Annotated in this window: 25 protein-coding genes and 1 tRNA gene; 22 read left to right on the top strand and 4 right to left on the bottom strand. The window is 31.8% G+C overall.

The genetic code is table 11. From position 1 onward, the window contains the following. Positions 1-119: 119 nt before the first annotated feature. A tRNA-Leu gene (locus LG649_RS04440) sits at positions 120-201 on the bottom strand. A gap of 145 nt (positions 202-346) precedes the next feature. Here LG649_RS04440 and LG649_RS04435 point away from each other — a divergent pair. From LG649_RS04435 to pth, 3 genes are all read left to right on the top strand, one after another. Further along, positions 347-1,288 (top strand): ribose-phosphate pyrophosphokinase, encoded by a 942-nt coding sequence (locus LG649_RS04435; protein ID WP_226541427.1) that lies wholly within the window; start codon positions 347-349, stop codon positions 1,286-1,288. Positions 1,289-1,312: 24 nt separating this feature from the next. After that, positions 1,313-1,927, top strand: a complete 615-nt coding sequence (locus LG649_RS04430; protein ID WP_226541417.1) for a 50S ribosomal protein L25/general stress protein Ctc — start codon at positions 1,313-1,315, stop codon at positions 1,925-1,927. Between the two features lie 88 nt (positions 1,928-2,015). Next, positions 2,016-2,642: an aminoacyl-tRNA hydrolase gene (gene pth / locus LG649_RS04425; RefSeq protein WP_226541415.1), complete on the top strand. Its 627-nt coding sequence runs from the start codon at positions 2,016-2,018 to the stop codon at positions 2,640-2,642. 20 nt (positions 2,643-2,662) lie between these two features. Here the strand turns inward: pth and LG649_RS04420 are convergent, their stop codons facing one another. Beyond that, the gene (locus LG649_RS04420; RefSeq protein WP_226541407.1) at positions 2,663-5,329 is read right to left on the bottom strand and encodes a zinc-dependent metalloprotease; all 2,667 of its coding nucleotides are present in this window, start codon (positions 5,327-5,329) and stop codon (positions 2,663-2,665) included. Positions 5,330-5,394: 65 nt separating this feature from the next. On the opposite strand from LG649_RS04420, the gene LG649_RS04415 reads away from it, so the two are divergent. The 8 genes from LG649_RS04415 (at position 5,395) to LG649_RS04385 (ending at position 12,618) form a co-directional block, all read left to right on the top strand. Next, positions 5,395-6,330: a bifunctional riboflavin kinase/FAD synthetase gene (locus LG649_RS04415; protein WP_226541405.1), complete on the top strand. Its 936-nt coding sequence runs from the start codon at positions 5,395-5,397 to the stop codon at positions 6,328-6,330. Beyond that, entirely contained in the window at positions 6,323-7,636 is a 1,314-nt protein-coding gene (locus LG649_RS04410) for an HTTM domain-containing protein (protein ID WP_226541403.1), read from the top strand. The genes LG649_RS04415 and LG649_RS04410 overlap by 8 nt, the downstream gene beginning before the upstream one ends. 91 nt (positions 7,637-7,727) lie before the next feature. Beyond that, a complete protein-coding gene (gene serS, locus LG649_RS04405) occupies positions 7,728-8,999 on the top strand; it encodes a serine--tRNA ligase (protein ID WP_226541401.1) in 1,272 nt (423 codons plus the stop codon). Positions 9,000-9,142: 143 nt separating this feature from the next. Continuing rightward, the gene (locus LG649_RS16305; protein WP_262904471.1) at positions 9,143-9,265 is read left to right on the top strand and encodes a hypothetical protein; all 123 of its coding nucleotides are present in this window, start codon (positions 9,143-9,145) and stop codon (positions 9,263-9,265) included. A gap of 216 nt (positions 9,266-9,481) precedes the next feature. Then, complete coding sequence (locus tag LG649_RS04400) at positions 9,482-11,281, top strand: tetratricopeptide repeat protein (RefSeq protein ID WP_226541399.1); 1,800 nt, start codon at positions 9,482-9,484, stop codon at positions 11,279-11,281. 5 nt (positions 11,282-11,286) lie between these two features. Next, a complete protein-coding gene (locus tag LG649_RS04395) occupies positions 11,287-11,796 on the top strand; it encodes a GNAT family N-acetyltransferase (RefSeq protein ID WP_226541397.1) in 510 nt (169 codons plus the stop codon). Between the two features lie 3 nt (positions 11,797-11,799). Further along, the gene (locus LG649_RS04390) at positions 11,800-12,144 is read left to right on the top strand and encodes a DUF4286 family protein (protein ID WP_226541395.1); all 345 of its coding nucleotides are present in this window, start codon (positions 11,800-11,802) and stop codon (positions 12,142-12,144) included. Between the two features lie 21 nt (positions 12,145-12,165). Further along, positions 12,166-12,618: a GNAT family N-acetyltransferase gene (locus LG649_RS04385; protein ID WP_226541393.1), complete on the top strand. Its 453-nt coding sequence runs from the start codon at positions 12,166-12,168 to the stop codon at positions 12,616-12,618. 63 nt (positions 12,619-12,681) lie between these two features. Here LG649_RS04385 and LG649_RS04380 read toward each other — a convergent pair whose 3' ends face one another. Next, positions 12,682-14,439, bottom strand: coding sequence for a chondroitinase-B domain-containing protein (locus tag LG649_RS04380; RefSeq protein ID WP_226541391.1), 1,758 nt, complete (start codon positions 14,437-14,439; stop codon positions 12,682-12,684). Positions 14,440-14,585: 146 nt separating this feature from the next. Here LG649_RS04380 and rsmA point away from each other — a divergent pair, with 146 nt between their 5' ends. From rsmA to LG649_RS04325, 11 genes are all read left to right on the top strand, one after another. Further along, complete coding sequence (gene rsmA / locus LG649_RS04375; RefSeq protein WP_226541389.1) at positions 14,586-15,383, top strand: 16S rRNA (adenine(1518)-N(6)/adenine(1519)-N(6))-dimethyltransferase RsmA; 798 nt, start codon at positions 14,586-14,588, stop codon at positions 15,381-15,383. A gap of 79 nt (positions 15,384-15,462) precedes the next feature. After that, positions 15,463-16,839, top strand: a complete 1,377-nt coding sequence (gene mgtE / locus LG649_RS04370) for a magnesium transporter (protein ID WP_226541380.1) — start codon at positions 15,463-15,465, stop codon at positions 16,837-16,839. Between the two features lie 319 nt (positions 16,840-17,158). After that, complete coding sequence (locus LG649_RS04365) at positions 17,159-18,115, top strand: 2-hydroxyacid dehydrogenase (RefSeq protein WP_226541371.1); 957 nt, start codon at positions 17,159-17,161, stop codon at positions 18,113-18,115. Positions 18,116-18,139: 24 nt separating this feature from the next. After that, entirely contained in the window at positions 18,140-18,595 is a 456-nt protein-coding gene (locus tag LG649_RS04360; protein ID WP_226541369.1) for a DUF1801 domain-containing protein, read from the top strand. A gap of 15 nt (positions 18,596-18,610) precedes the next feature. Beyond that, on the top strand, positions 18,611-18,982 hold the full coding sequence (locus LG649_RS04355; protein ID WP_226541367.1) for a VOC family protein: 372 nt from the start codon (positions 18,611-18,613) through the stop codon (positions 18,980-18,982). 49 nt (positions 18,983-19,031) lie between these two features. Further along, positions 19,032-19,418, top strand: coding sequence for a VOC family protein (locus LG649_RS04350; RefSeq protein WP_226541365.1), 387 nt, complete (start codon positions 19,032-19,034; stop codon positions 19,416-19,418). Between the two features lie 81 nt (positions 19,419-19,499). After that, positions 19,500-20,264 carry a sulfite exporter TauE/SafE family protein gene (locus tag LG649_RS04345; protein ID WP_226541363.1) on the top strand — a complete coding sequence of 255 codons (765 nt, stop codon included), beginning with the start codon at positions 19,500-19,502 and terminating at the stop codon, positions 20,262-20,264. A gap of 97 nt (positions 20,265-20,361) precedes the next feature. Beyond that, complete coding sequence (locus tag LG649_RS04340; protein WP_226541353.1) at positions 20,362-20,748, top strand: TM2 domain-containing protein; 387 nt, start codon at positions 20,362-20,364, stop codon at positions 20,746-20,748. Between the two features lie 96 nt (positions 20,749-20,844). After that, complete coding sequence (locus LG649_RS04335; RefSeq protein ID WP_226541351.1) at positions 20,845-21,168, top strand: ArsR/SmtB family transcription factor; 324 nt, start codon at positions 20,845-20,847, stop codon at positions 21,166-21,168. 75 nt (positions 21,169-21,243) lie between these two features. After that, on the top strand, positions 21,244-21,744 hold the full coding sequence (locus tag LG649_RS04330) for a DUF6428 family protein (protein WP_226541349.1): 501 nt from the start codon (positions 21,244-21,246) through the stop codon (positions 21,742-21,744). Positions 21,745-21,799: 55 nt separating this feature from the next. Next, the gene (locus tag LG649_RS04325) at positions 21,800-22,417 is read left to right on the top strand and encodes an arsenate-mycothiol transferase ArsC (protein ID WP_226541347.1); all 618 of its coding nucleotides are present in this window, start codon (positions 21,800-21,802) and stop codon (positions 22,415-22,417) included. A gap of 51 nt (positions 22,418-22,468) precedes the next feature. On the opposite strand, the gene LG649_RS04320 is transcribed toward LG649_RS04325, so the two are convergent. Continuing rightward, entirely contained in the window at positions 22,469-25,126 is a 2,658-nt protein-coding gene (locus tag LG649_RS04320) for a TonB-dependent receptor (protein ID WP_226541345.1), read from the bottom strand. Positions 25,127-25,130: the final 4 nt, after the last annotated feature.

The following is a 25,130-nucleotide window of genomic DNA, read 5'->3' as shown; positions in this document are numbered from 1 at the left end:
TGTTGCATAATCGTTAAAAACCTAGAGAAGAATTTAAAAGGAAAACACCTATTTAAATAAAAATATTTTAAAGTGTAAAAACAAAAACCACAACTGTTAAAACAATTGTGGTTTATATGTACTCAAGGTGGGAATCGAACCCACACTTCCGAAGAAACTGGATTTTGAATCCAGCGCGTCTACCAATTCCGCCACTTGAGCAGTTAAGGCGCACAAAAATAACCATTATTTTAATATTTACACTAAAAATAACCTCTAAAAACTTTATAGGTTAAAATAATTGTATAAATTTGCACCTCGTTAAAAATAACGCAGTGTTTGCACACTCTAAAACAACAAGTTAACTATGCCTATTGTTATTACCGAAGCCAAAATTTTTGCATGTAAGCAAAGTAAAGTCTTAGGCGAAAAAATAGCTAAGGCATTTGGAGCCGAACTAGGAAAGGTTATTACATCTACCTATAGCGATGGTGAGTTTCAACCATCTTATGAAGAATCTATTCGTGGTACGCGAATTTTTATAATTGGTTCTACCAATCCAGGTCCAGAAAATTTAATGGAAATGTTGTTAATGATTGACGCTGCCAAACGTGCATCGGCAAGACATATTACGGCTGTTTTACCATATTTTGGTTGGGCAAGACAGGATCGTAAAGATAAGCCTAGAGTGCCAATTGCAGCGAAATTAGTAGCTAAAATGTTAGAAGCAGCTGGCGCAACACGAATTATAACAATGGATTTGCATGCAGATCAAATTCAAGGGTTTTTTGAAAAACCAGTAGATCATTTATTTGCATCTACAGTTTTTTTACCATATTTAAAAAGTTTAAATCTAGAAAATTTAACCATTGCTTCGCCAGATATGGGAGGTTCTAAAAGAGCTTACTCTTATTCTAAAGCATTAAAAAGTGATGTTGTAATATGTTATAAGCAACGTGCAAAAGCTAATGTAATTTCACATATGGAGTTAATTGGAGATGTAACTGGTAAAAATGTTGTTTTGGTTGATGATATGGTAGATACTGCAGGTACGTTAACTAAAGCTGCCGATTTAATGATGGAACGCGGTGCATTAAGTGTTAGAGCTATATGTACACACCCATTATTATCTGGTGATGCTTACGATAAATTAAATAACTCGAAATTAGAAGAGTTAATAGTAACAGATTCTATACCAGTAAAACCTTTAAGTGATAAAATTAGGGTTTTAAGTTGTGCAGAATTATTTGCTGAGGTAATGGATAAGGTACATAACAACCAATCTATTTCTTCAAAATTTGTAATGTAATTTAATAATTAATATAAATAGAAAATGAAATCAATTACAATCAATGGATCTCAAAGAGAAAGCGTGGGCAAAAAAGCAACAAAAGCCTTACGTAATGCTGGTCAGGTTCCTTGCGTATTATACGGAGGAGACAAGCCAGTACATTTCTCTGCAGCAGAATTGGCTTTCTCTAAACTTGTATACACACCTAATGCGCATACAGTTGTGATTGAGCTAGACAATGGTACAACTTTAAACGCTGTACTTCAGGATATCCAATTTCACCCAGTAACAGACAGAATTTTACATGTTGACTTCTATCAATTATTCGATGATAAAGAAATCGCTCTTGATATTCCAGTACAGTTAGTAGGTAACTCTCGTGGTGTTAAAAATGGTGGTGTTTTAAGAAGAAACTTAAGAAAACTTCGTATTAAAGCTTTACCAGCAAACTTACCAGATTTTATCGAGATAGACATTACTCCTTTAAAAATTGGTGATAAAGTTTATGTTGGTTCTTTACCTGCAGAAGATTATACATTCTTACATTCTGATAATACCGTTGTAACTCAAATTAAAACGTCTAGAACAGCTGTTGCTGACGATGACGAAGATGAAGATGAGGCTGGTGCAGAAGCAGAAGCTACTGCAGCAGAATAAGCATAGTCTTAAATTAAAACATAAAGCATTCTGGATCGATATTTTAAAGATTCAGAATGCTTTTTTATTTTTACAAAAATGTAATCTTATGTTTCAATTTTTGTATAAGTTATTTGTAAATAAAAACGTTACAGACGAACAAAATCCTATGAAAAAATTTTTAATTGTTGGTTTAGGAAATATTGGTGATAAATATGAAAATACACGACACAATATTGGTTTTAAAGTATTAGATTTTTTTGCAAAACAAGAAGATTTAACCTTTGAAACTAAAAAGTTGGGAGATATTGCTACTTATAAACTAAAAGGCAGAACGTTTATATTTTTAAAACCTAATACGTATATGAACTTAAGCGGAAAAGCAGTTTTGTATTGGCAAACTCAAGAAAAAATTCCATTAGAAAATATATTAATTATAACCGACGATTTAAATTTACCTTTTGGTAGCATTCGTTTAAAAACAAAAGGAAGCGACGGCGGACATAATGGTTTAAAAGATATACAAGCTAAATTAAACACAACAAAATATAACCGTTTTAGGTTTGGTATTAGTGATGCTTTTAGCAAAGGCCGACAGGTAGACTACGTGTTAGGTGAATGGACAAGCGAAGAAAATTCTATACTTCCAGAGCGTCTCGAGAAATCTGTAGAACTTATACAATCGTTTGTTTTAGCAGGCGTTAATAATACCATGAATGCTTTTAATGGAAAGTAATAATACTTTTTTAGTTGTATTTATATTATAATAAGTTTTTTAGTAATTTCATCTTTTCCATCATCTACTTTTAAAAAGTAAATACCGGTTTTTAGTTGGTTTAAATTAATAGTTTCTGAAAAATTTTCTGTATTAGTATAGGTACTATAATAAATAATTCTTCCACTACTATCAATTACTTTTAAATTTAAAAAATCTGCGCTTGTAGTATTGAATTGCACGGTAAACTCTCCGTTATTTGGGTTGGGGTAAACTTTTAACTCTGTTGTCTCGTTATTTTCATTGTTTGATATGGTTTCATTAGTTTGGCAAACTTCAATATACCATGAGTTTAAAGTTCCAACATCGCCACCTGCATAATCGCCTAACGATAAGGTCCAATTGCCGTTAAGGCTTTCACCATCAAACGAAGAAAGTAATCCTCGAATAGATTGATAAGATTGATTACTTGCCATATCTAAGCAGTTTATTGTAACGGCTTCATCATCAAAAAGTGTTAAAATATTTTCTTCAGAACCGCAATCGTTTGGAGATTTTAAAGTAATAGAGGTACCTTCAGGACTTGTTAATGCTATAGCTAAATCTCCAATGTAAGTATGCGAAATATCTAATCCTATATTTATGTCTTCAATATTTGTGTTATCGTTTATAAAAATTGAATTATTTTGAGAAAAACTACCAGAATTATCAGTTATAGCTAAACCTAAGTTACTTGAAGAGCTGTATGTTTCACAAGTTGTTAATGTATTGTAATTAATAGCAAAATCTTCAGAATTAATAGCGAAAAAGTTATTGTTTGTAGGTTCAATCATTATTCTGCAGTAAGGAGCTGGTGTTTCTGGAACTGTAATAGTGTAGCTTCCGTTGTTAGGTATATTGTTAACTATGGCATTATAAGTTTCGCCGCCATCTGTAGATAATAAAATGTTTACATTAGCCGCTCCTGTTAAATTATTTGTGTTATTTACATTCCAGGTTATGGTTTCGTTAGTTCCGCTAGTCCATACAATGTTTGTTGTGTTTTGCGATGTTATTTCAAAAGGACCATAGTTTGCATCAAAGGTTACTACCATATCGTCGTGGGTGTTATTGGCACCTCCGGGTTTGTTATCTCTTACCGTTAATCTAAAAACGGCAGTTCTACTAACTTCAGGTATTTTTTCCCATTGCGTAAAATTAATTCCGTATTTTAAATCGGTTAAGTTTGGGAAATATCTTATGTTTTCAGTAGTTGGTGAATACGATCTGAATAAAACAGAGTTAGAGTTAGTTGAAGTTGAGTTTGGATAACTAGTTGCTGCATTATTTTCGTTGTATTGTTCCCAGCAATAAGTAATATTGTCGCCATCTGCATCACTTCCTGTTCCAACCAGCTTAAAAGCGGTTCCTATTGGTAAAGTTAAATCTGCACCTGCGTTAGCAGTTGGAGTTGTATTGCCCGTATTAGTTATAATGGGGCAGGTTGTATTAACAATAGTTTCGGTTATTTGTTCTATAGATATAGCGTGAAAATAGCTGTCGCTATGGCCTTGTATATTATATGAGCCTGCTATTCCGGCATACCCCATAATTGTAGAGCCACTTCCGGGTTCCATTTGTGAATTAAAACCTTCGTTTCCATTATAAGTCCAGGTGTGCGTTGCTCCAAACTGGTGTGCTATTTCGTGTGCTACTAAATCTATATCAAAATTAATTCCATCGGGTTCATCGTCAGAGGTGTAGCCGGAACCTTTATGGTTGTAATTAGAAACACTTCCACCATCATTACAAACACAGCCTATACAACCTGCATTACCATCGTACCCTGCAGCAGCAAATAAGTGTCCAACGTGGTAATTCTCTTCTAAAATTACAGCATCCAAATTGTCTGCTAATTCTTGGTTGTAACTACTAAAATTGCTATATGGGTCTGTTGATGCGTCTAAATAAATAACATCATCGTTATTTGCTACTAATTGTAATGTAACATTAAAATCGTTTTCAAAAACGGCATTTACGTTTGTTAAAGTTGCCACTAATGCCGCATTAACATCAGCCAATGTACCGCCATGGTATGTTGCATATTCACCAGTTACAGAAATAGCAATATCGTAAGTTCTATTCAAACTATCGTCTGCATCTTTAAAACTTGAACTTTTTAAGGTTTCAGAGTTGTTTAAGTTAGTAGTTTCACATAAAAACCCTTCTTTTTTTAAATAATCGCTTTTATTTTTAACCGTAATTTGGTTTGGGTTATTTGAGTTAGGTTGTATTGTTAAAGTATTTTCTTCATTTAAAATAATTGCTGTTAAACCTTTATAAGGTGAAACACTAAATCTAATTTTTGAAGCAGGTGAATTTGTTTTATAGCCAGTATAAGATCTGATTTTTGGGTATTTAGCCTGTAAATCTGGGTGCATAACAGAGGCTTCAGTTATGGTATATTCAACAAAATTTCCGTCAGCATCCGGAAGGTTTATTGTAGTTGTTGAGCTTACTTTGTTATTTGCCGTTTTATTTGTTTTTGATACCTGTTTAAATAAGTCAGAATAACTGTATTCATAAACTTGATTATTTTCTGCAGGTTTGGAATTATTTGATGTTTTATTTTCGCTGGGAATTTTTTTAAAAAAATTTGTTTGTGCAGAAACTGAAAATATCGTTAAAAGCATGGTTATTGATAAAACATAATGTAGCTTTGTTTTCATAATTTTGAGGCTATTAATATTTCAAAGATAGCAAATCTTTAAATTCAGGTGTGTTAAAATAACAAGTGAGTTCAACCAAAAACATAGAAAATTACAAAGTTAGCGAGCCTACAGTAGTAACAATTGGAACATTTGACGGTGTGCATGTTGGCCATAGAAAAATTATAAATCGATTAGTAGCAACAGCAAAACAGGAAGGTTTAAAATCTGTGGTGCTAACCTTTTTTCCTCATCCAAGAATGGTGTTGCAAAAAGAATCTAACATTAAACTTATAAATACCATAAACGAGCGTTATGATATTTTAAATAGTTTAGGTTTAGATTATTTACTTATTAAAACCTTTACAAAGGAGTTCTCGCGTTTATCTGCCGAAGATTTTGTAAAACAAATTTTGGTTGATAAACTAAAAGCCAAAAAAGTAATTATTGGTTACGACCATCGTTTTGGAAGAAACCGAAACGCCGATATAAACAACCTAAAAGTTTTTGGTGAAACTTATGGGTTTGATGTTGAAGAGATTTCTGCCCAAGATATTGATGATGTTTCAGTTAGTTCTACTAAAGTTAGAACGGCATTATTAAGTGGCGAAATTACAACAGTAAATAGCTATTTAGGTTACAACTTTATATTAACAGGAACTGTTGTAAAGGGCAAAGGTTTGGGTAAAAAAATAAGTTTTCCTACAGCAAATATTTCAATTTCTGAAGATTATAAAATAATACCTAAACAAGGATCGTATATTGTAAAGTCTTTAATAAACAATAGTTTTGTTTATGGTATGATGAATATTGGTACAAACCCAACAGTTAATGGGCAAGGGCAAAGTATTGAAGTTCATTTTTTTAATTTTAATAAAGATATTTACAATAAAACTTTAAACATACAACTGCTAAAGCGTTTACGTGACGAACAAAAATTCGAATCGGTTGATGCTTTAGTAAAACAATTAGAAATAGATAAACAAACCTCATTACATTTTATTGCAAATCAAAATGCTTAAATCATTTTTGTTTAAACACATGGATAATTCTGGATTGGTAATTTTCAGAATTTTTTTCGGGTTACTTTGTTTTTTAGAGTCTGTTGGCGCCATTTTAACAGGTTGGGTAAAAACCAACATGGTTAATCCAAAATTCACGTTTTCTTTCATCGGTTTCGAGTGGTTACAACCACTTCCTGGAAACGGTATGTATTTTTATTATGCTGTAATGGGAGTTTTTGGATTAATGGTAATGCTAGGTTATAAGTACAGAGTAGCCATAATTAGTTTTACACTTATGTGGTCTGCTAGCTATTTAATGCAAAAAACCTCATACAACAACCATTATTATTTGCTTATGCTAATAAGTAGTATAATGGTGTTTATGCCAGCAAATAAATATGCATCGTTAGATGCTAAATTTAATCCTGAAATTAAAAGCCTATCTATGCCGCAATGGTGTAAATGGGTAATAGTGCTTCAGCTTTTTATAGTTTATACTTATGCATCTTTAGCTAAATTTTACCCAGACTGGTTAAATACAACGTTTATAGAAAATTTAATGCGTAACCGTAAAGATTATCCAGTAATTGGTGAGTTTTTACAACAAAAATGGTTTCATTATATATTAGTTTATGGCGGCATTTTATTCGATGGTTTAGTCGTGCCATTATTACTTTTTAAACCAACACGTAAATTTATTTTTATAGTGTCTATTGTTTTTCATTTATTTAACTCATTCGTATTACAAATAGGAATTTTTCCATATTTAGCATTAGCATTTACATTGTTTTTCTTCGAGCCTAAAACTGTTAGGAATATATTTTTAAAGAAGAAAACTTTATATGAAGACAGTCAAATAATACAACCAAAATACAGTAGTTTTTTCATCACACTTTTTTCAATTTATTTTCTGTTTCAAATAGGGTTACCATTAAGACATCATTTTTTTGAAGATGATGTACTTTGGACGGAAGAAGGCCATAGATTGTCCTGGCGAATGATGCTTCGATCTAAAGGAGGAACTATAAGTTTTAGAATTCGAGATGTGGAAACAGGAGAAACCACACGAGTAAACTTGCGTAATTATTTAACAGATAAACAAAAACGAAGAATTGCAACAAAACCAGATGTTATATGGCAATTTGCACAATATTTAAAAGAAGATTACAAGAAAAAAGGTATAAACATTCAAGTATTTGTAAGAAGTCGGGTAAGTGTAAACCATAAACCCTATGTAACGTTTATAAATCCAAACGTAGACTTAGCCAGTATAGAATGGAACCCGTTTAAACACAGCGATTGGATTTTACCTTCAAAACAGTAAAATTTTTAAGTAAAAATCAATAGCAATCAAACCAAAGAAATATTTCTTTACTCTGGGTATTTCATTAAATTTGCCACTTAAAATTTAACGCATGTTACAAGTAGCTTTTATTAGAGAGAACAAAGATTTAGTAATTAAACGTTTAGAAAAACGAAACATTGATGCATCACAAATGATAGCTGATGTTTTAACGTTTGATGAAGAACGAAGAGGTATTCAAACACAGTTAGATAACACTTTAGCCGAGTCTAACACACTTTCTAAAGAAATAGGAAACTTGTATAAATCCGGTAAAGCACAAGAAGCAAATGCCTTAAAGGAAAAAACATCACAACTTAAAGAAACGTCGAAAGAACTAACAGAAGCATTAAATGCTAAAGCAGAGGCTTTAAACGAATTGTTGTATAAAATACCAAATGTTCCTAATGAGATTGTTCCTAGCGGAAATTCTGATGAGGATAACGAAGTAGTATTTGAAGCAGGAGAAGTTCCTACATTAAGTAAAGAAGCTTTGCCACACTGGGAATTAGCTAAAAAATATGATATTATCGATTTTGAGTTAGGTAACAAAATAACAGGTGCCGGATTTCCTGTGTACAAAGGTAAAGGAGCCCGGTTACAACGTGCCTTAATAGCTTATTTTCTAGATAAAAATACAGAAGCAGGTTACAAAGAATACCAATTACCACACCTAGTTAACGAGGCCTCTGGTTTTGGCACAGGGCAATTGCCAGATAAAGAAGGGCAAATGTACCACGTAACTGGCGATAATTTATATTTAATACCAACAGGCGAAGTTCCAGGAACTAATATATTTAGAGATGTGGTTTTAAACGAGGCCGATTTACCAATAGGAATTACAGGTTACACACCATGTTTTCGTCGTGAAGCCGGAAGTTATGGCGCACATGTAAGAGGTTTAAATCGTTTACACCAATTTGATAAAGTTGAAATTATTAGAGTTGAACATCCTAAAAACTCTTATGATGCTTTAACCGGAATGGTAGAGCATGTAAAAAGTATTTTAAACGAATTAAAATTACCGTACAGAATTTTAAGACTTTGTGGTGGCGATTTAGGGTTTACATCGGCATTAACTTACGATTTTGAAGTCTTCTCTACAGCGCAAGATCGTTGGTTAGAAATTTCTTCAGTTTCAAACTTTGAAACATTTCAAGCAAACCGATTAAAGTTACGTTTTAAAAATAGTGAAGGTAAAAACGAATTGGCACATACATTAAATGGTAGTTCTTTAGCTTTACCAAGAGTATTAGCCGGAATTTTAGAGAATTACCAAACCGAAAATGGTATAGAAATTCCTGAAGTATTACAACCTTACACTGGCTTTAAAATTTTAAATTAAAGCCTCATTTACAGGTAGAATACAATTTTTATCGATTAAATGCATAAAAAAATCGTTGTTTAACGATTTTTTTATGCATTTTTTTGTGTTTATGCATTTTTTTTACAAGTTAGTACCACCATAACCTCTTAATCTACTTAACCATGAAAAATTTTAAGCGCATAATACTATTAGTTGCTCTAGCTGTTCTTGCGAGTAAAGTGTTGTTTTCAGACTTCGAAATTGTAAAATCTGAAGATTCAAAAACTACCATTGTAAGTAAATAGTACACACACTACTAAATTACTTTTATAAATAAAATTACAATTTTTTTAAAATAGTCGTTTCTATATATAGAAATTTAAGACTGTCCCCAATCCATAAATTAATGTTAAGTTAATAGAATATTATTTTGGTTGGTAAGTGCCTAATATTTTATTAGGCACTTTTTTTTTAACCTATAATAGGCCTTACTTAAATACTACATTTGTTATATTTACCTTATGAGATTTTTAGTTTTTATATTATGCCTTACAACTTATATAAGTTTTGCCCAAAACGATGTAATTGCAAACGCTTATTTTGAAAAAGGTGAATATGAAAAAGCTTTAATAGAATATAAAAAGCTTTATGAGAATTCACCATCAAATATCACGGTAATAACCCAGATTACTAAAACTTACCAACAATTAGAACAATATACCGAAGCAGAAGCTTTTTTAAACAAGTTAATGGTTCGTATAAAATATGCCGCTTTTTTGGTAGAACTTGGTTATAATTTTCAATTAAAAAAAGATTCTATATCAGCACAACAATACTACCAAAAGGCATTAAATAGTATAGACGACCGAGTAAGTAATGTTTATGCAGTAGCAAGAAGTTTCCAAAATCATTCATTGCTAAACGAAGCCACACAAGCTTACGAAAAGGCAATGCAATTAAAGCCTGAGTATAATTTTAGTTTACAATTAGCACAAATTTATGGCGAGCAAGGTAATATTGAAAAAATGTTTAGTAGCTATATGGGGTTTATTGAAGAAAGACCCAATATGGTTCATGATGTAAAACGTGCTATTAACGATTTTATTAGCGAAGACAATGAAAGCGAGAACAACATCATGTTAAAAAAAATGCTGTTAAAAAAAATGCAGCAAGAACCTAATGTCTTATGGAACGAGTTGTTAAGTTGGTTGTTTATTAAACAAAAAGAATATAATAAGTCTTTTACACAAGAGAAAGCCATTTATAAGCGCAACCCCGAGAGTTTAGCAAGAATAAAAGAGCTTGCAGAAATAGCTGCAAACCAAAAAAACACAGAAGTAGCAAAAGAAATTTATCAATATATAATAAGCACAAGTGCGTTGCCTGAAGATCAATTAAAAGCACATTATAAATTACTTGAGTTAGAAACCAAAGAAGCCAAAGAAAAAGATTATAAAGCTATAAAAAGTAAATACGAACAGATTTTATTAGCTAAAGAAAATAATCTTACACAAAACACAACAGCTTCAAATGAAGTTTTAAAACTAAAAATAGCATATGCACATTTTTTAGCATTTTACATTAAAGATACAAAAGAAGCAACAGGTTATTTAGAGTCTTTATTAAACACGACATTATCCAAATTTCAAATAGCCGAAGTAAAATTAGAATTAGCCGATATTTTGGTGCTTCAAGAAAAATTTAATCAGGCTTTAATTTATTACACACAAATTCAGCGAAATTTAAAAAACAGTACATTGTCGCAAGAAGCGCGTTTTAAAGTAGCAAAAACAAGTTATTATAAAGGCGATTTTAAATGGGCAGAATCTCAATTAAAAATTTTAAAATCTTCAACATCACAATTAATAGCCAACGATGCGTTAAATTTAAAATTACTTATCTCTGATAATAAATATGAAGATTCGTTGCAAACGGCATTAAAACTATATGCTAAAGCCGATTTGTTAGCCTTTCAAAATAGAAACGATGAAGCCATTAACGTATTAAACAAAATACTAGAAGCACATAAAACAGAACCTATAATTGCACAAACTTTATATAAACAAGCACAACTTTATGAGATTAAAAATGAGTTTGATAAAGCAAAAGCAAACTATGAAGTTTTAATAGAAAATTATCGCGATGGCATTTTAATAGACGATGCATATTTTTACTTGGCATTAATTTACGAAAATCAATTAAACCAACCAGAAAAGGCAAAAGTGTTTTACGAGCAAATTATATTTAATCATGCCGACAGTATTTATTTTGTTGATGCTCGAAAACGATTCCGAACTTTACGTGGCGATGCTATAAATTAAGTGTTATGGTGGAAGAAACACAGCGTTTAATTCTAGAAAAATTCTCTAAAAACGACGCCCCTTTTTTTTTAGAATTGGTAAATTCTCCCAACTGGATTAAATACATTGGGGACAGAAATACTAAAACAATACAAGATGCCGAAAAACGTATTGAAAATGGGCATTTAAAAAGCTATAATACTAATGACTTTGGTTTTTACAAAGTGTTATTAAAAGCTGAAAACAATAAACCAATTGGTACTTGCGGCATTATAAAAAGAGACGAATTACCCGAAGTAGATTTGGGTTTTGCTTTTTTACCAGAGTATGAAGGCTTGGGTTTTGGTTTTGAAGCTTCAGAAAAAGTTATAAAACTTGCCAAAAATAAGTTTAACTTAAAAAAACTAATAGCTATTGTTACGGCAAAAAATAAAAACTCAACAAAACTTTTAAGAAAACTAGGTTTTGTTTTTAAAAAAGATATAATTCTTTTTGACGATGCTTCAGAACTTCAGTTATTTGCAAAAAAATTATAAGCTATGTACATATATAATGTAACCTCAAATATAGACGAAAGTATTCACGAAGCTTGGTTAAATTGGGCTAAACAGGAACATATTCCTCAGGTTTTAGCTACCGGAAAATTCACTAAAGCTACCTTAACAAGAGTTTTAGTTGAAGAAGAAATGGGTGGCATAACCTATTCCATTCAATATAGAACAGAATCTCGTGAGCATTTAGATGATTATTACAAAAATTACGCTGAAGCTTTGCGTAGCGAAGGTTTAAAAAAGTTTGCCGATAAAATGCTAGCCTTTCGCACAGAGCTTCAAATTATTGACGAGTATTCTGTGAGTTTTGATAATAAGTTTTCTAAAAACTAATAAACATTTAATTAAGAAAACATGGTTTTTAGAAAAGCAACTTTACAAGATTTGCCAGCAATAATTGCTTTGTATGCAAACGATAAACTTGGTAAAACACGCGAGCAATTTGTAATACCCTTGCCAAAACAATATGTTGAGGCTTTTAAAAATATAAATGAAGATAAAAACCAAGAACTCATTGTTTTAGAGAATGACACAAATGAAGTAATTGGTACACTTCAATTAACTTATTTACAGCATTTAAACCGCTTGGGTAGTTTGCGAGTGCAAATAGAATCGGTTCATATTAAAACAGAATATCAAGGTAAAGGATTAGGGAAAACCATGTTTCAATGGGCTATAAATAGAGCAAAAGAAAAAGGCGCGAGTATTGTGCAATTAACCTCAGACAAAAAACGCCCCGAAGCTATTAAGTTTTATCAAAAATTAGGTTTTACAGCATCGCACGAAGGGTTAAAACTTCAATTTTAAAACATAAAAAAAGCCACGTTCTAGTTTACAGAAGTGGCTTTTGTTTTTTTAAAACAGTTATGTTTATTCTACAATAAACTTTGAGCTTGCTGTTTTATTAATAGCTAAAAAGTAAATACCACTTTTTAATACCGATGTATTTATTGATACATGTTTTTTAGCATCCACTTTTTTTGAAATAATTTTTTGTCCGGTAATATTATAGATGTCAATTTCAGTAATTTCAAGGTTAGACGATTCTACATTTATAACATTATGAGTTACAGGAATAGGATATATTTTAATTCCTAAACTTAATAAACTTGGGCTGCTAACCGATAAAGTATTATCTGTAGCACCAAAGCCAACAGTAACACCAACATCACTTTGGTTATATGGCATTTTAACCAGAGTAGCTCCATATTCTTGAGCGCCAACATCAAAAACTCCAGAACGGTTACCGCTAAAAACATCGTTTGTAAAGTATGACGAATAATCGCCAACCGAAGCATTTACAGCATCACTTGCATCGTAAATAGAATAGTAAGTTGTACCGCTTTGTAACAAATCGTTAGTAACAACTGTAAAGCCGTTGGTACTAGATTGCGAACTGCTATTAACCAAGTTTCCTTCAAAGGTAGAATTAGTAGCAGCTCTGGCTTCATCTAAATAATCACCACAATTAAATAAAATATTATTAGCTACGGTAATATTGTCTGGTGCTACATTCTGGTTGTTACCACCAGAATCTTCACCAATACGTATTCCTAAGTCGCAATCTACTAGGGTGTTATTTGTAACTAAAACATTTTTTACTTGTCCGTAGCCACTTAGTACAAAATTGGCTTCAGATTGTCCAGCAGAAATATTTATACCGCCTAAACCACCAGATTTAGATGATGAGTTTTGTTTTGAAGCATTGGTGCCTTGTATATAATTGTTGTAAATTTTATGGCCTTCACCAATAATTCTAATGCCACCATTAAAGTAAGAAGCCGTTTGTCCAGGGTTTAAAAAGAAGTTATTAAACACCTCACAATTATTACCATGTCTTAAAGATAAAGCGCCTAAATACTCAGAGAAAGTATTATTGTAAAATTTATTACTTCCACTTTTATTAGCTATAATTTCAGGTTCACCACCTTTAACTTGGTAAAAATAATTGTTGTAAATTTCTGTAAATGAATCTGATAAAGATTCGCTACTATCTCCAATTCGCATAACATCAACATCATTGTATTGATCTGCTGTTCCTACTTGGTTTCTGTATGCAAAGTAATTGTGATGTATTTTAGTATAATCTGGATAACCATCACTACGTTGGTTAAAAATCATAGATCCTAGGCAATCTTTATTTATAAAAGTAGAATAACTTATTTCGTTGTATTGTCCGTACATACGAACCCATCTAAAATCATCGGTCTCGCTACTTGGGTTATAGTCATCAATTTGCACCTGTGTAACTGTACAATTGTTACAATCCGATCCGTTTTTAAATGAAATAGCGTAAGAACTAGCACCTTCTTCAGATAAGGTATAATCGCCAGTAAATTTAACACCAGTAAGGGTTATATAGCTGCCACCCATTTTAATTCTAGAGTTATTAATAAAAGAAACACCGCCAGGTGTTTCAGCTTGAATAATAATAGGCATGTTCTCGGTACCTGAAGCTTCAATACTTAAATCGGCATTATAGTAATCGCCGTTAGTAATGGTAATTATAGTTCCTGCTTCAGCATTATTTAAAGCTGTTTGTAAATCAGAAACCGAAGAAACAGTTTGTGCAAACGAAGTAAAATAAAAAAGCAGTAAGTAGGTTAAAGTTAGTAATGGTTTTTTCATAAAGTAGAATAGTTTTGTTTAAAATTAAAGTTTTATATACGTTATTAGTTATTAATCAGGATTTTTTCATTAAAAAAACCAATGATTTTTTTAAAAAATAATAGATTAACTGTTAAGTGTTATAACTTCGCATAAAATTTTATATCGTGGCAAAAAACTCCAACAATCATCAGGTAAAAGCAAAAAAGCATTTAGGACAACATTTTTTAAATGATGAAACGGTTGCCGAAAAAATAGCCGATACGCTATCGCTACAAGGCTATAAAAACGTACTAGAAATAGGCCCAGGAATGGGTGTGCTCACAAAGTATTTACTAAAAAAAGACTGCACCACTTACGTTATAGAAATAGATAGCGAATCTGTAGAATACTTGCAGAACAACTACCTAAATTTAGCACCACGAATAATAGAAAAAGACTTTTTAAAGTACAATTTAAACGAGGTTTTTAATAACGAACCTTTGGCCATAATAGGTAACTTTCCGTATAATATATCTAGCCAAATTGTATTTAAAACCTTAGAAATGCGCGACCAAATTCCAGAATTTTCCGGAATGTTTCAAAAAGAAGTGGCGCAACGTATTTGCTCAAAAGAGGGTAGTAAAGTTTACGGTATTTTATCGGTTTTAACACAAGCCTTTTACGATGCCGAATACTTGTTTACCGTGCCACCAAACGTATTTAATCCGCCACCAAAAGTCGATTCTGGTGTGCTTATTTTAAAGCGCAAAGAAAACTACCAATTACCATGCGACGAAAAATTGTTTTTTAGGGTGGTAAAAACCGCATTTCAGCAACGCCGAAAAACACTTCGTAACAGTTTAAAAACATTCAATCTGTCCGATAATTTAAAAGCAAATACTATCTTTGGGCAGCGGCCAGAACAATTAAGCGTAGAACAGTTTTTAGAACTTACGCAACTTATTGATAACGACCAGAATTAAAAAATTTTCATAGAATTTCAAACGATACATAGGTTTCAAAAATTATGGATCAGGAAATTTCAAAACACGGTGAAATCTCATGTCAGAAGAAAAAGAAAATAGCCAATTTCAGTTAACAGATACGCTTTTAGAGCAAGTGGAGTTACTTATCGAAACCCAAAACGATAAGGAACTTAAAAGTGTTATGGACGAGTTTCATTACGCCGACATTGCCGAAATTCTAGACGAATTAAATCTAGAACAAGCCATGTACGTTATAAAACTTTTAGATTCTGAAACCACCGCCGATATTTTAATGGAACTCGATGAAGACAATCGAGAAAAAGTATTAAAAAACCTATCAGCAAAAGAAATTGCCGAAGAAGTTGAAGAACTCGACACCGATGATGCTGCCGATATTATTGCCGAATTACCCGAAGAACGCCAACAAGCTGTAATAGACCAAATAGAAGACGAGGCACACAAAGCCGAAATTACCGAGTTATTAACCTACGACGACGATGTTGCCGGAGGACTAATGGCTAAAGAACTTGTAAAAGTTTACGAAACCTGGACTGTAGCCGGTTGTTTACGCCGAATTCGCGGGCAAGCCAAAGATGTTAAGCGTGTACATTCCATTTACGTAGTCGATAAAAAAGACCGTTTAATTGGTCGTCTCTCTTTAAAAGATTTAATAGTAGCCAAAAGCGAACAAAAAATTGCCGATATTTATATATCTAATGTCGATTATGTAAACGTAAACGAAGATGCCGAAGAAGTAGCCAGAATAATGGCAAAGTACGATTTAGAAGCCATTCCGGTAATTGAAAGCGACGAAAACAAAGTGCTTTTAGGCCGCATAACCATAGACGATATTGTAGATGTTTTAAAAGAAGAAGCCGACAAAGATTACCAAATGGCAGCAGGTATAACCAGCGATGTCGAAGCCGATGATAGCATTATACAACTCACCAGAGCCCGTTTACCATGGTTATTTCTTGGTTTAGTTGGTGGTGTGGGCGCTTTTTTAATCATGGAAGGATTCCACGAAGCCTTTAGCAAATACACCGTATTATTTTTCTTTACACCGTTAATTGCTGCCATGGCCGGAAACGTAGGCGTACAATCTAGCGCCATAATTGTTCAAGGTCTGGCAAATGACGATGTAAAAGGAAGTATAAACAGCCGTCTGTTAAAAGAAATGCTACTCGCAGCCCTAAACGGACTAATTCTCGCCCTATTTTTATTCGTATTCGTTTGGATAGCACAAGGCGAAGTCAACACCGCATTAGCCGTATCAACCTCATTAGTTGTGGTAATAATTGTAGCAGGTTTAATAGGTACATTTGTGCCCTTATTTCTCGACAAACGCGGTATCGATCCAGCCATTGCTACAGGGCCATTTATAACCACTAGTAACGATATTTTTGGCATTTTAATTTACTTTTCAATAGCCAAACTCATTTTAGGGATCTAGATTTTTAATGGAATTTATTGGTTGTGCTTAACCTGTTTTAGTATCTCAAAAAAATATTTTGGGCGTTACCACAAGGAGCGGGCTTTACGCTATATCTTTTTCTCGTGCCTCAAAAAAGGATGCCGCTGCAATCCCTAACGCGGGTGTGTGTTTGTAAGTTTTGTTTATTCTTTTATATCAGGTAAATACCCGAAAATTTTCACAAAGACAACTATAAAACTTTACCCAACATTAGCTTGCATCAACTCAATAAACAAATTACTTTTGGGTATTAATGAAAACATCTTCCCAATAAGAAGATTTAGATTCGCTTTTTTACATGAAAATACTTCACCTAGATTCTAACCACGAGTTATTAATAAATCAATTAAACGATTTAGGATTTACAAACCACACCGATTTTACAGCTTCAAAAGAAGCAATTGAAGCAAAAATTTCAAACTACGATGGTATTGTAATCCGTAGTCGTTTTACTATCGATAAACAATTTCTCGATGCCGGCACTAATTTAAAATTTATTGGTCGTGTTGGTGCCGGTTTAGAAAACATAGACTGCGATTATGCCGAAACCAATGGCATTCATTTAATATCTGCTCCAGAAGGCAACCGTAACGCCGTTGGCGAACATAGCTTAGGCATGCTGTTATCGCTTTTTAATAAACTAAACCAGGCCGATGCCGAGGTTAGAAGTGGCAAATGGCTTCGCGAAGCCAACCGAGGTATAGAACTCGATGGCAGAACCGTTGGACTAATTGGTTATGGCAATATGGGCAATGCCTTTTCTAAAAAACTACGTGGTTTCGATGTAGAGGTGTTGTGTTACGATATTAAAGAAGGTGTTGGCAACGAAAATGCCAAACAAGTATCACTTAAAGAATTTCAAGAAAAAGTAGACGTGGTAAGTTTACACACGCCGCAAACACCACTTACTTTAAACATGATTAATGCCGATTTTATAAACGGCTTTAAAAAACCATTTTGGTTAATAAACACCGCGCGAGGTAAAAGTGTGGTAACAAAAGATTTAGTTGCTGCTTTAAAATCTGGTAAAATATTAGGCGCAGGTTTAGATGTTTTAGAATACGAAAAAGCATCGTTCGAGAACCTTTTTAAACAAGACGATACATCGGGTGCAGTGGAGATGCCAGAAGCGTTTCAATATTTAATCGATGCTAAAAATGTGTTATTAACACCACATGTTGCTGGTTGGACTGTAGAAAGCAAAGAAAAACTAGCCCAAACCATTGTAGATAAAATTAAAGGGAAATTTTGTTAACTTTAGGTTTCTAAAGCTAACATCATGCAATACAAAGCCAACTCGCCAGAAGACTACATAAAACAAACCCCAGAAAATAGGCACGAGGCTTTAAATAAATTACGAGAGGTTATAAATAAAAACCTTCCGGATGGTTTTAAAGAAGGCATGCAATATGGCATGATTGGGTATTTTGTGCCACACAGCATTTATCCAGATGGTTATCATTGTAAACCTGAAGAACCTTTGCCTTTTATGAGTTTTGCTTCGCAGAAAAACTCTGTAAATTTATATCATATGGGTATTTATGCCGTTCCCGAAATTTACGATTGGTTTGTTCCCGAATACGCCAAACACTCTAAATTAAAACTCGATATGGGGAAAAGCTGTATCCGGTTTAAAAAAGTAGATCAAATTCCGTTTGAGCTTATTGCAGAACTTTGTCAAAAACTGACTGTTGAAAAATGGATTTCCATTTACGAAACTGCAATTAAAAAGTAACTAAACGTAAATATTATGAAACTAGGCGCATTTTCAACAAGCTTGAGTGTAAAAGACATTAAAGCTTCAAAACAATTTTATGAAACCTTAGGGTTTTCGGTTTTTGCTGGCGATTTAGATAAAAATTATCTCATCATGAAAAATGGCAATGCTTTAATTGGTTTGTTTCAAGGCATGTTCGAGCAAAATATTTTAACCTTTAATCCTGGTTGGGACGAAAACGCTCAAACCCTACCCGATTTCGATGATGTTCGCAGCATTCAAAAACATTTAAAAAACAATGGTGTTACCCTTATTAACGAAGCCGACGAAGCTTCAACCGGACCAGCAAGCATTGTACTTAAAGATCCTGACGGGAATACTATTTTAATCGATCAGCATGTTTAACATGTCGTGTTACATTTCCGCGAAAGCGAAACTTTAAATAATATAATCCATGAAAAAACGAGTAACAGGAATAGGCGGGTTATTTTTTAAAACCAAAGATCCTAATGCCACTAAAGATTGGTACAAAAAACACCTGGGTTTTAATACCGACGATTATGGCTGCACCTTTTGGTGGAAAGACGAAGCTGGCAATAAATGCTCTACGCAATGGAGCCCGTTTCCAGAAGACACAAAATACTACGAACCATCGAAAAAAGATTTTATGTTTAATTATCGTGTAGAAAATTTACACGAATTATTAAAGGTTTTAAAAGAAGAAGGCGTAACCGTTGTTGGCGACATTGAAGAATACGAATACGGCAAATTTGGCTATATTTTAGATAACGATGGCAACAAAATTGAACTTTGGGAACCTATAGATAAAGCCTTTTTATAATATTGCGTTAATTGTATTGGCAATGTCTTTTAGCGCAAAGCTATTTATTACCTTCGCCCAATATTTTAAATATTACAGCAATTGAACTTTCTAGAAATTCTTCAATCATATAATTTAAGTGTTTTAAATTGGGTTGCCATGGCATTTGCAATTTTTGTCTTAGGTGTGTCTAAAGCAGGATTAAAGGGCATAAGTATTTTTATTGTTGTAATTATGGCATTTATTTTTGGAGAAAAAGCATCAACAGGTGTTTTAGTGCCATTGTTGGTCTGTGCCGATATTTTTGCTGTAATTTATTATAATAGGCATGCCAATTGGAAGATTATAAAAAAACTAATTCCGTTAATGTTAGTTGGTGTTTTAATAGGTGTTTGGGTTGGTAACGATATTTCTGAGATAGTGTTTAAACGCCTTATGGCAATTATTGTTTTACTCTCGGTTGGTGTTATGATTTTTACCGAGCGTATAAAAGCTTATAATATACCAAATAGCAAGTTTTTTTCCGGTATAATGGGTTTTTTAACAGGCTTTACTACTATGGTTGGTAATTTGGCAGGACCAATATCTAACGTGTATTTTTTAGCTATTAGGTTTCCAAAAAACGAATTTATTGGTACAGCAGCATGGTTGTTTTTTATTGTAAATGCGTTTAAGTTACCCTTTCATATTTTTGTTTGGAAAACCATAACTAAAGAAACTTTAACCTTAAATTTAGTTTTAATTCCGGCATTGGTAATTGGTTTTTTTACAGGAGCGTACATTGTAAAACTTATAAACAATGTAAATTACAGAAAGTTTATACTTGTAGTAACTACAATTGCAGGAATTATTCTACTATTCCGATAAAGTGTAACATTTATACATTAAATGACACAAACAATAGGTATTAAATTTTATTTTTCCCTATTTTTATTTCCTAATCAATTACAAAATATAACTAATCATGTCTGATGAAAAAAACCTAAGCAACGACCTAAACGAAATGTTGGACGACGCTAAAGAAGGAGCAAAAGAATTTGCCAATGATGCAAAAGAAACAGCAGCAGAGTTTGCAAACAATGCTGAAGAAACTTTTAACGAAGTAACCGGAGAAAATAAAAAAGTTTTAGCAGGAGTATTAGCTATAATTTTGGGTGCGCTAGGGGTACATAAATTTATTTTAGGATACAATAAAGAAGGAATTATTATGCTAGCTATTTCTGTAATTACTTGTGGTATTGGTGCCTCTGTTATTGGACTTATTGGTTTAATTGAAGGTATTATATACTTAACTAAATCTGATGCAGAGTTTTACGCAACTTATCAATTAGGAAAAAAGGGTTGGTTTTAAGCGTTAAAATATTTTTAAAAAGTCAAAATTTAAGAGTTTTGACTTTTTTTATTCGGTTTATCATCGTAATATTGCAATATATAATTAGATTAAATTATGGGAATTACAAAATCGGATATATTTACAGAGAAGCAAAATGATTTAGCACAGTTTTTTAAAGTACTTGGTCATCCAGCTAGAGTAGCTATTCTTCAGTATATAGGAAGCCAAAACTCATGTATTTGTAACGATTTGGTAGAAGAAATTGGTTTGGCTCAAGCTACTATTTCTCAACATTTAAAAGAGTTAAAAAGTATTGGGTTGCTTAAAGGTGAAATAGAAGGAAAAAAAATGTGTTATTGTATAAATGTAGAGCGTTGGGAAGAAATTCAGCAGCATTTAAATCAGTTTTTTAATAATACAAAATCCAATTGTTGTTAAACCATAATAGTAATGTTTAAATTGTTTTTATTACCTCTTTTTAATTTTCAATTTAACTAATAAAATTTTAAAACTATGAAAACACAAGAATTATTAAACGTTTTAAATCAACATAAAAACAAAAGTTTATTGTTTGAATACGCCCCTAATTTATTAGTTGGTGCTAATTATCATATAACCGAAGTAAAACATATTACTATCGATTCGGTAGATTGTGGCGCACAAACCGATGCATGGAAAGAAACTGTTATTCAGCTTTGGGAAAGCCCGAGCGAACTTGGAAAAACCGAGTTTATGAGTGTTGTTAAGGCTTTAGGTATTTTAAATAAAGTTGGAAAAATTAAAACGTATAATGGCGATGCAGAAGTAAAGTTTGAATACGGAAACGCAAATTTTCATACAGCACAGTTATTTGTTAATGATTTTGAAATACGTAACAATAATTTAATTTTTAAGCTAGCCATTGAAAAAACAGATTGTAAAGCCAAAGGTATTTGTGGTGTGCCAGAAGAAGTTCAGGTTATTGATAATACTAGCGACGAGCCTTGTTGTTCGCCTACAGGAAACTGTTGTTAATTAATTTACCTATAAATCAATTTTTAAATTAAGGAAAAATAAATTCCAAAAACAGATGAAAACACCTCTTTTTGAAACTATTGAAAACACAATAGACTCATTAAATACAAATACTATTTCGGAAGAAAGAAAAGCCATTTTAAACCCTTTAACCGATTATATTAAGTCTAAAATTGATGCCAAAGCACCAATAAATATTAATTTTATTTGTACGCACAACTCACGCCGAAGCCATTTAAGTCAAATTTGGGCACAAACTATGGCTACGTTTTTCAATATTGAAAATGTAACATGTTATTCTGGAGGAACCGAAGCAACAGCTATGTTTCCAAAGGTTGGTGAAACATTACAAAATCAAGGTTTTCAGGTTTTAAAATTATCAGATAACGATAACCCTGTTTATGCCATAAAATATGCTAAAAATAACCCAGCTGTTATTGCTTTTTCTAAAACTTATGGTGATGAATTTAACCCTGAAAGTGAGTTTGCAGCAATTATGACGTGTTCGTCTGCAGATGGTGGCTGTCCGTTTGTGGCGGGTTGCGATAAACGTATTGCTATAACTTACGAAGACCCAAAGGCATCAGACGGTACACCAGAACAAAGTAAAGTTTATGCAGAGCGTAGTTTGCAAATTGCTACCGAAATGAAATATGTTTTTGAGAATTTATAACAATATTTTAATTTGTTGGCAACCAGAAGTTTTTATTTTTTCTGGTTGCTATTATAAATCATAGTTTACAGAAAACAACCAAATGTTGGGTTGAATATAGGTTTGCTTATTTGTTATTAAATAATCAGATATTGAATTACTATTCTTAAACTTAGTGTTAAATATATTAGTCCCACTTAATTTTATACTCCACGGGCTATTATTAAAATCATAGAGTAAAGAGGTGTCTGTTATGTTATAACTGTTTTTCTGATTATTATAATTTTTGTAGATCGTTTTTTCATAATTAAAATTAAATATAAAACCATTTAAAAAATTATAATCCATTGCAAATTTTGGAATGGTTGTTATAAATGTAGAGTTATTGTTATTGTAAATAAATTTATCAAATTGTTTTTTTAAGCTTAACTCAAAATTTGGTAGTTTTTTAAAATCAGTACTTATTTCTAGCTCATAATTTTCACTATTTGATTTCGATTTATAATTCTCGTTGTTAACCATTAACTGAATATCACTAAAAATTAAATCGGTATTTAATGTTACACTAAAGTTGTTAATTCTTTTTTGCAGCATAACATTGGTTAACCATGTTTTTTCAGGGTTTTTTAATAATATATATGCATTTATTTGATTAATACCATTAATTTCTGTGTTGTAATTAATACCTTTTGATGCTATTTTGTAAGTTAAGTTAGAAGCGAAGGTTAAGCCTTTGTATAAACTAAATTTAAGGTAATTTAAGTTTAACGTATGGAAAAGTTCGTTCTCCAAATCGGTATTACCAATAACAATGTTGTTGTAGCTTTTTAACCAGTATTTATTAGCATATTTATTAGCTGAAGCGATACTGCTTTTTAAATTATATTTAAAACTTAATGAATTACTACCACTAAATTTTAGTTTAGTTTGTAAGCTTGGTAACCATACCTGTTTCGTAATTTTTTTATTGAAATTTTGATTAATATTCCAATTATAAAAATGAGTTTCTAAACCATATTTAGCACTAAAAATACCCTTTTGAAATTTGTGTTCTATACCTAAAAATAGGTCATTTGCTTTGTAAATTAGGCTGTTATTAAAATTTGCAGATTCAAAATTATTTAAACTAGTATTACTAAGCTTTTGGTAATCTTCTGTATTGTATTTTTCTGTCAAATTATTATTACCAATAGTAGTGTAAATGTGGTTGTTTTTATTTAATACCCAATAATGCTTTATCAATAAATTAATAGTTTGTTGTTTATTGTTTTCAAAATGATTGATATTATAATTATCATCTTCAATAAGTGGTAAAAAATCATTTAAAATAGGTAAATCTGTAATCCAATAGTTTGTGGGGTTTTGTTTTAGATATTTATAGTTAAAAGTTAATGATGTAGTATGTTTGGTATTGTACTTTTTATGCCATTCTACATTTTGCTTTATTTCTGTAGAATTGTTTTTATAGTTTGTGCTTAAATTGTTTTCTGACAATAAGGTGCTTAAAAAAATATTTCCTACGTTGTTTATTGAAGTTTGTTTTACAAAAGAGTTATACGAGAGGTCTTCTTTGGTTGATGGCTTATATTCTAGCAATAATTTAGAGAACACAAAACGTTGATTATTACTTTGATTATCGGTTTTATTTTCAACGGTATTACTATCGTTAAAAAAATAGTTATTCGTGGTTTCTTCAGTTGTATTGGTTTTTATTTTTGAAGCGATACCGTAACCTGATAAGCTCCATTTACTATTTAAAGCCCGAACAAAATTTAAAGCTGCAAATTTATTTTGCGCCAAAGTAAAATCCTGCCCGTTTAAAAATTGAGAATAATAATCGTTTGTAGATTGAAAATAGGAACTCGGATTGGAAAATAATTTTCCTATGCCGCCTTCAAAATTTAAATAATCTTTTAGGGTAAAAGATTTTATACCAACATCATTTACATCACCAATAAAATTAAAAGTTGTTTTTGGGCTGTAATAAAAAACATTAGGGTGCACTAAATAGTGTTCTTGTTCTGCAATTCCAGTTCCAGCTTCAACATCACCAAACAAAAATCTTTTTTTATCTTTTTTAAGCTTAATGTTTAATGCCATTTTTTCTGAGCTTGATAAACCTTTTAAAAACGATACCGATGTGTAATTATCTATAGCATTTATACTCTCTACCGCATTGGCGGGTATATTTTCTATACCTAATTTTGTATTACCATTAAAAAAGGGTTTATTGTCTACAAGTAGTGTGCTTACTTTTTTACCCATTACTTTTACATTACCATTTTTATCTACATCTATACCAGGTAAATTTTTTAAAACATCTTTTAATTTGCGCTCTGTACCAGTATTAAAAGCATCTGTTTTATAACTAATGGTGTCTTCTTTTATAATTACTGGTGGTGTGTTTTTTATAATAACAACTTCGTCCAATACATCTGTTGCACTTATTAAAATTATATTTTTTTCGGTTGCTTCTGTAATGGTTAAATTAAATTTAAAAGGAGAGAAACCCAGATAACTCACCGTTATTTCGTAAGGTTCGTTTGTATGCAAATTTAATTTATAATAACCTTTAGAATTTGTAATAGTAAAAGCCATGTTTAAATTACTAGAAAGTGGTCTAGCTAAAATATTGGTATTTTCTAAAGGAGAATTAATGGTGTCTGTAACAATTCCTTCTAAAATAATATTTTGTGCATTAGTAATAAAAGGAAAAATAATGGTATACAATATG

This window comes from Neotamlana laminarinivorans (genome assembly GCF_020523925.1).
Taxonomy (GTDB): domain Bacteria; phylum Bacteroidota; class Bacteroidia; order Flavobacteriales; family Flavobacteriaceae; genus Neotamlana; species Neotamlana laminarinivorans.
This window is presented reverse-complemented; position numbering and strand designations above follow the sequence as displayed.

Excerpts from the sequence above, each read along its gene's own strand:
- LG649_RS04325 (WP_226541347.1), top strand. The coding sequence starts at position 21,800 with ATGAAAACACCTCTTTTTGAAACTATTGAAAACACAATAGACTCATTA.
- LG649_RS04355 (WP_226541367.1), top strand. The coding sequence starts at position 18,611 with ATGAAACTAGGCGCATTTTCAACAAGCTTGAGTGTAAAAGACATTAAA.
- LG649_RS04350 (WP_226541365.1), top strand. The coding sequence starts at position 19,032 with ATGAAAAAACGAGTAACAGGAATAGGCGGGTTATTTTTTAAAACCAAA.
- LG649_RS04330 (WP_226541349.1), top strand. The coding sequence starts at position 21,244 with ATGAAAACACAAGAATTATTAAACGTTTTAAATCAACATAAAAACAAA.
- LG649_RS04420 (WP_226541407.1), bottom strand. The coding sequence starts at position 5,329 with ATGAAAACAAAGCTACATTATGTTTTATCAATAACCATGCTTTTAACG.
- LG649_RS04390 (WP_226541395.1), top strand. The coding sequence starts at position 11,800 with ATGTACATATATAATGTAACCTCAAATATAGACGAAAGTATTCACGAA.
- pth (WP_226541415.1), top strand. The coding sequence starts at position 2,016 with ATGTTTCAATTTTTGTATAAGTTATTTGTAAATAAAAACGTTACAGAC.
- LG649_RS04410 (WP_226541403.1), top strand. The coding sequence starts at position 6,323 with ATGCTTAAATCATTTTTGTTTAAACACATGGATAATTCTGGATTGGTA.
- serS (WP_226541401.1), top strand. The coding sequence starts at position 7,728 with ATGTTACAAGTAGCTTTTATTAGAGAGAACAAAGATTTAGTAATTAAA.
- LG649_RS04430 (WP_226541417.1), top strand. The coding sequence starts at position 1,313 with ATGAAATCAATTACAATCAATGGATCTCAAAGAGAAAGCGTGGGCAAA.
- LG649_RS04395 (WP_226541397.1), top strand. The coding sequence starts at position 11,287 with ATGGTGGAAGAAACACAGCGTTTAATTCTAGAAAAATTCTCTAAAAAC.
- mgtE (WP_226541380.1), top strand. The coding sequence starts at position 15,463 with ATGTCAGAAGAAAAAGAAAATAGCCAATTTCAGTTAACAGATACGCTT.
- LG649_RS04435 (WP_226541427.1), top strand. The coding sequence starts at position 347 with ATGCCTATTGTTATTACCGAAGCCAAAATTTTTGCATGTAAGCAAAGT.
- LG649_RS04385 (WP_226541393.1), top strand. The coding sequence starts at position 12,166 with ATGGTTTTTAGAAAAGCAACTTTACAAGATTTGCCAGCAATAATTGCT.
- LG649_RS04400 (WP_226541399.1), top strand. The coding sequence starts at position 9,482 with ATGAGATTTTTAGTTTTTATATTATGCCTTACAACTTATATAAGTTTT.
- LG649_RS04360 (WP_226541369.1), top strand. The coding sequence starts at position 18,140 with ATGCAATACAAAGCCAACTCGCCAGAAGACTACATAAAACAAACCCCA.
- LG649_RS04365 (WP_226541371.1), top strand. The coding sequence starts at position 17,159 with ATGAAAATACTTCACCTAGATTCTAACCACGAGTTATTAATAAATCAA.
- LG649_RS16305 (WP_262904471.1), top strand. The coding sequence starts at position 9,143 with ATGAAAAATTTTAAGCGCATAATACTATTAGTTGCTCTAGCTGTTCTT.
- LG649_RS04380 (WP_226541391.1), bottom strand. The coding sequence starts at position 14,439 with ATGAAAAAACCATTACTAACTTTAACCTACTTACTGCTTTTTTATTTT.
- LG649_RS04335 (WP_226541351.1), top strand. The coding sequence starts at position 20,845 with ATGGGAATTACAAAATCGGATATATTTACAGAGAAGCAAAATGATTTA.
- LG649_RS04340 (WP_226541353.1), top strand. The coding sequence starts at position 20,362 with ATGTCTGATGAAAAAAACCTAAGCAACGACCTAAACGAAATGTTGGAC.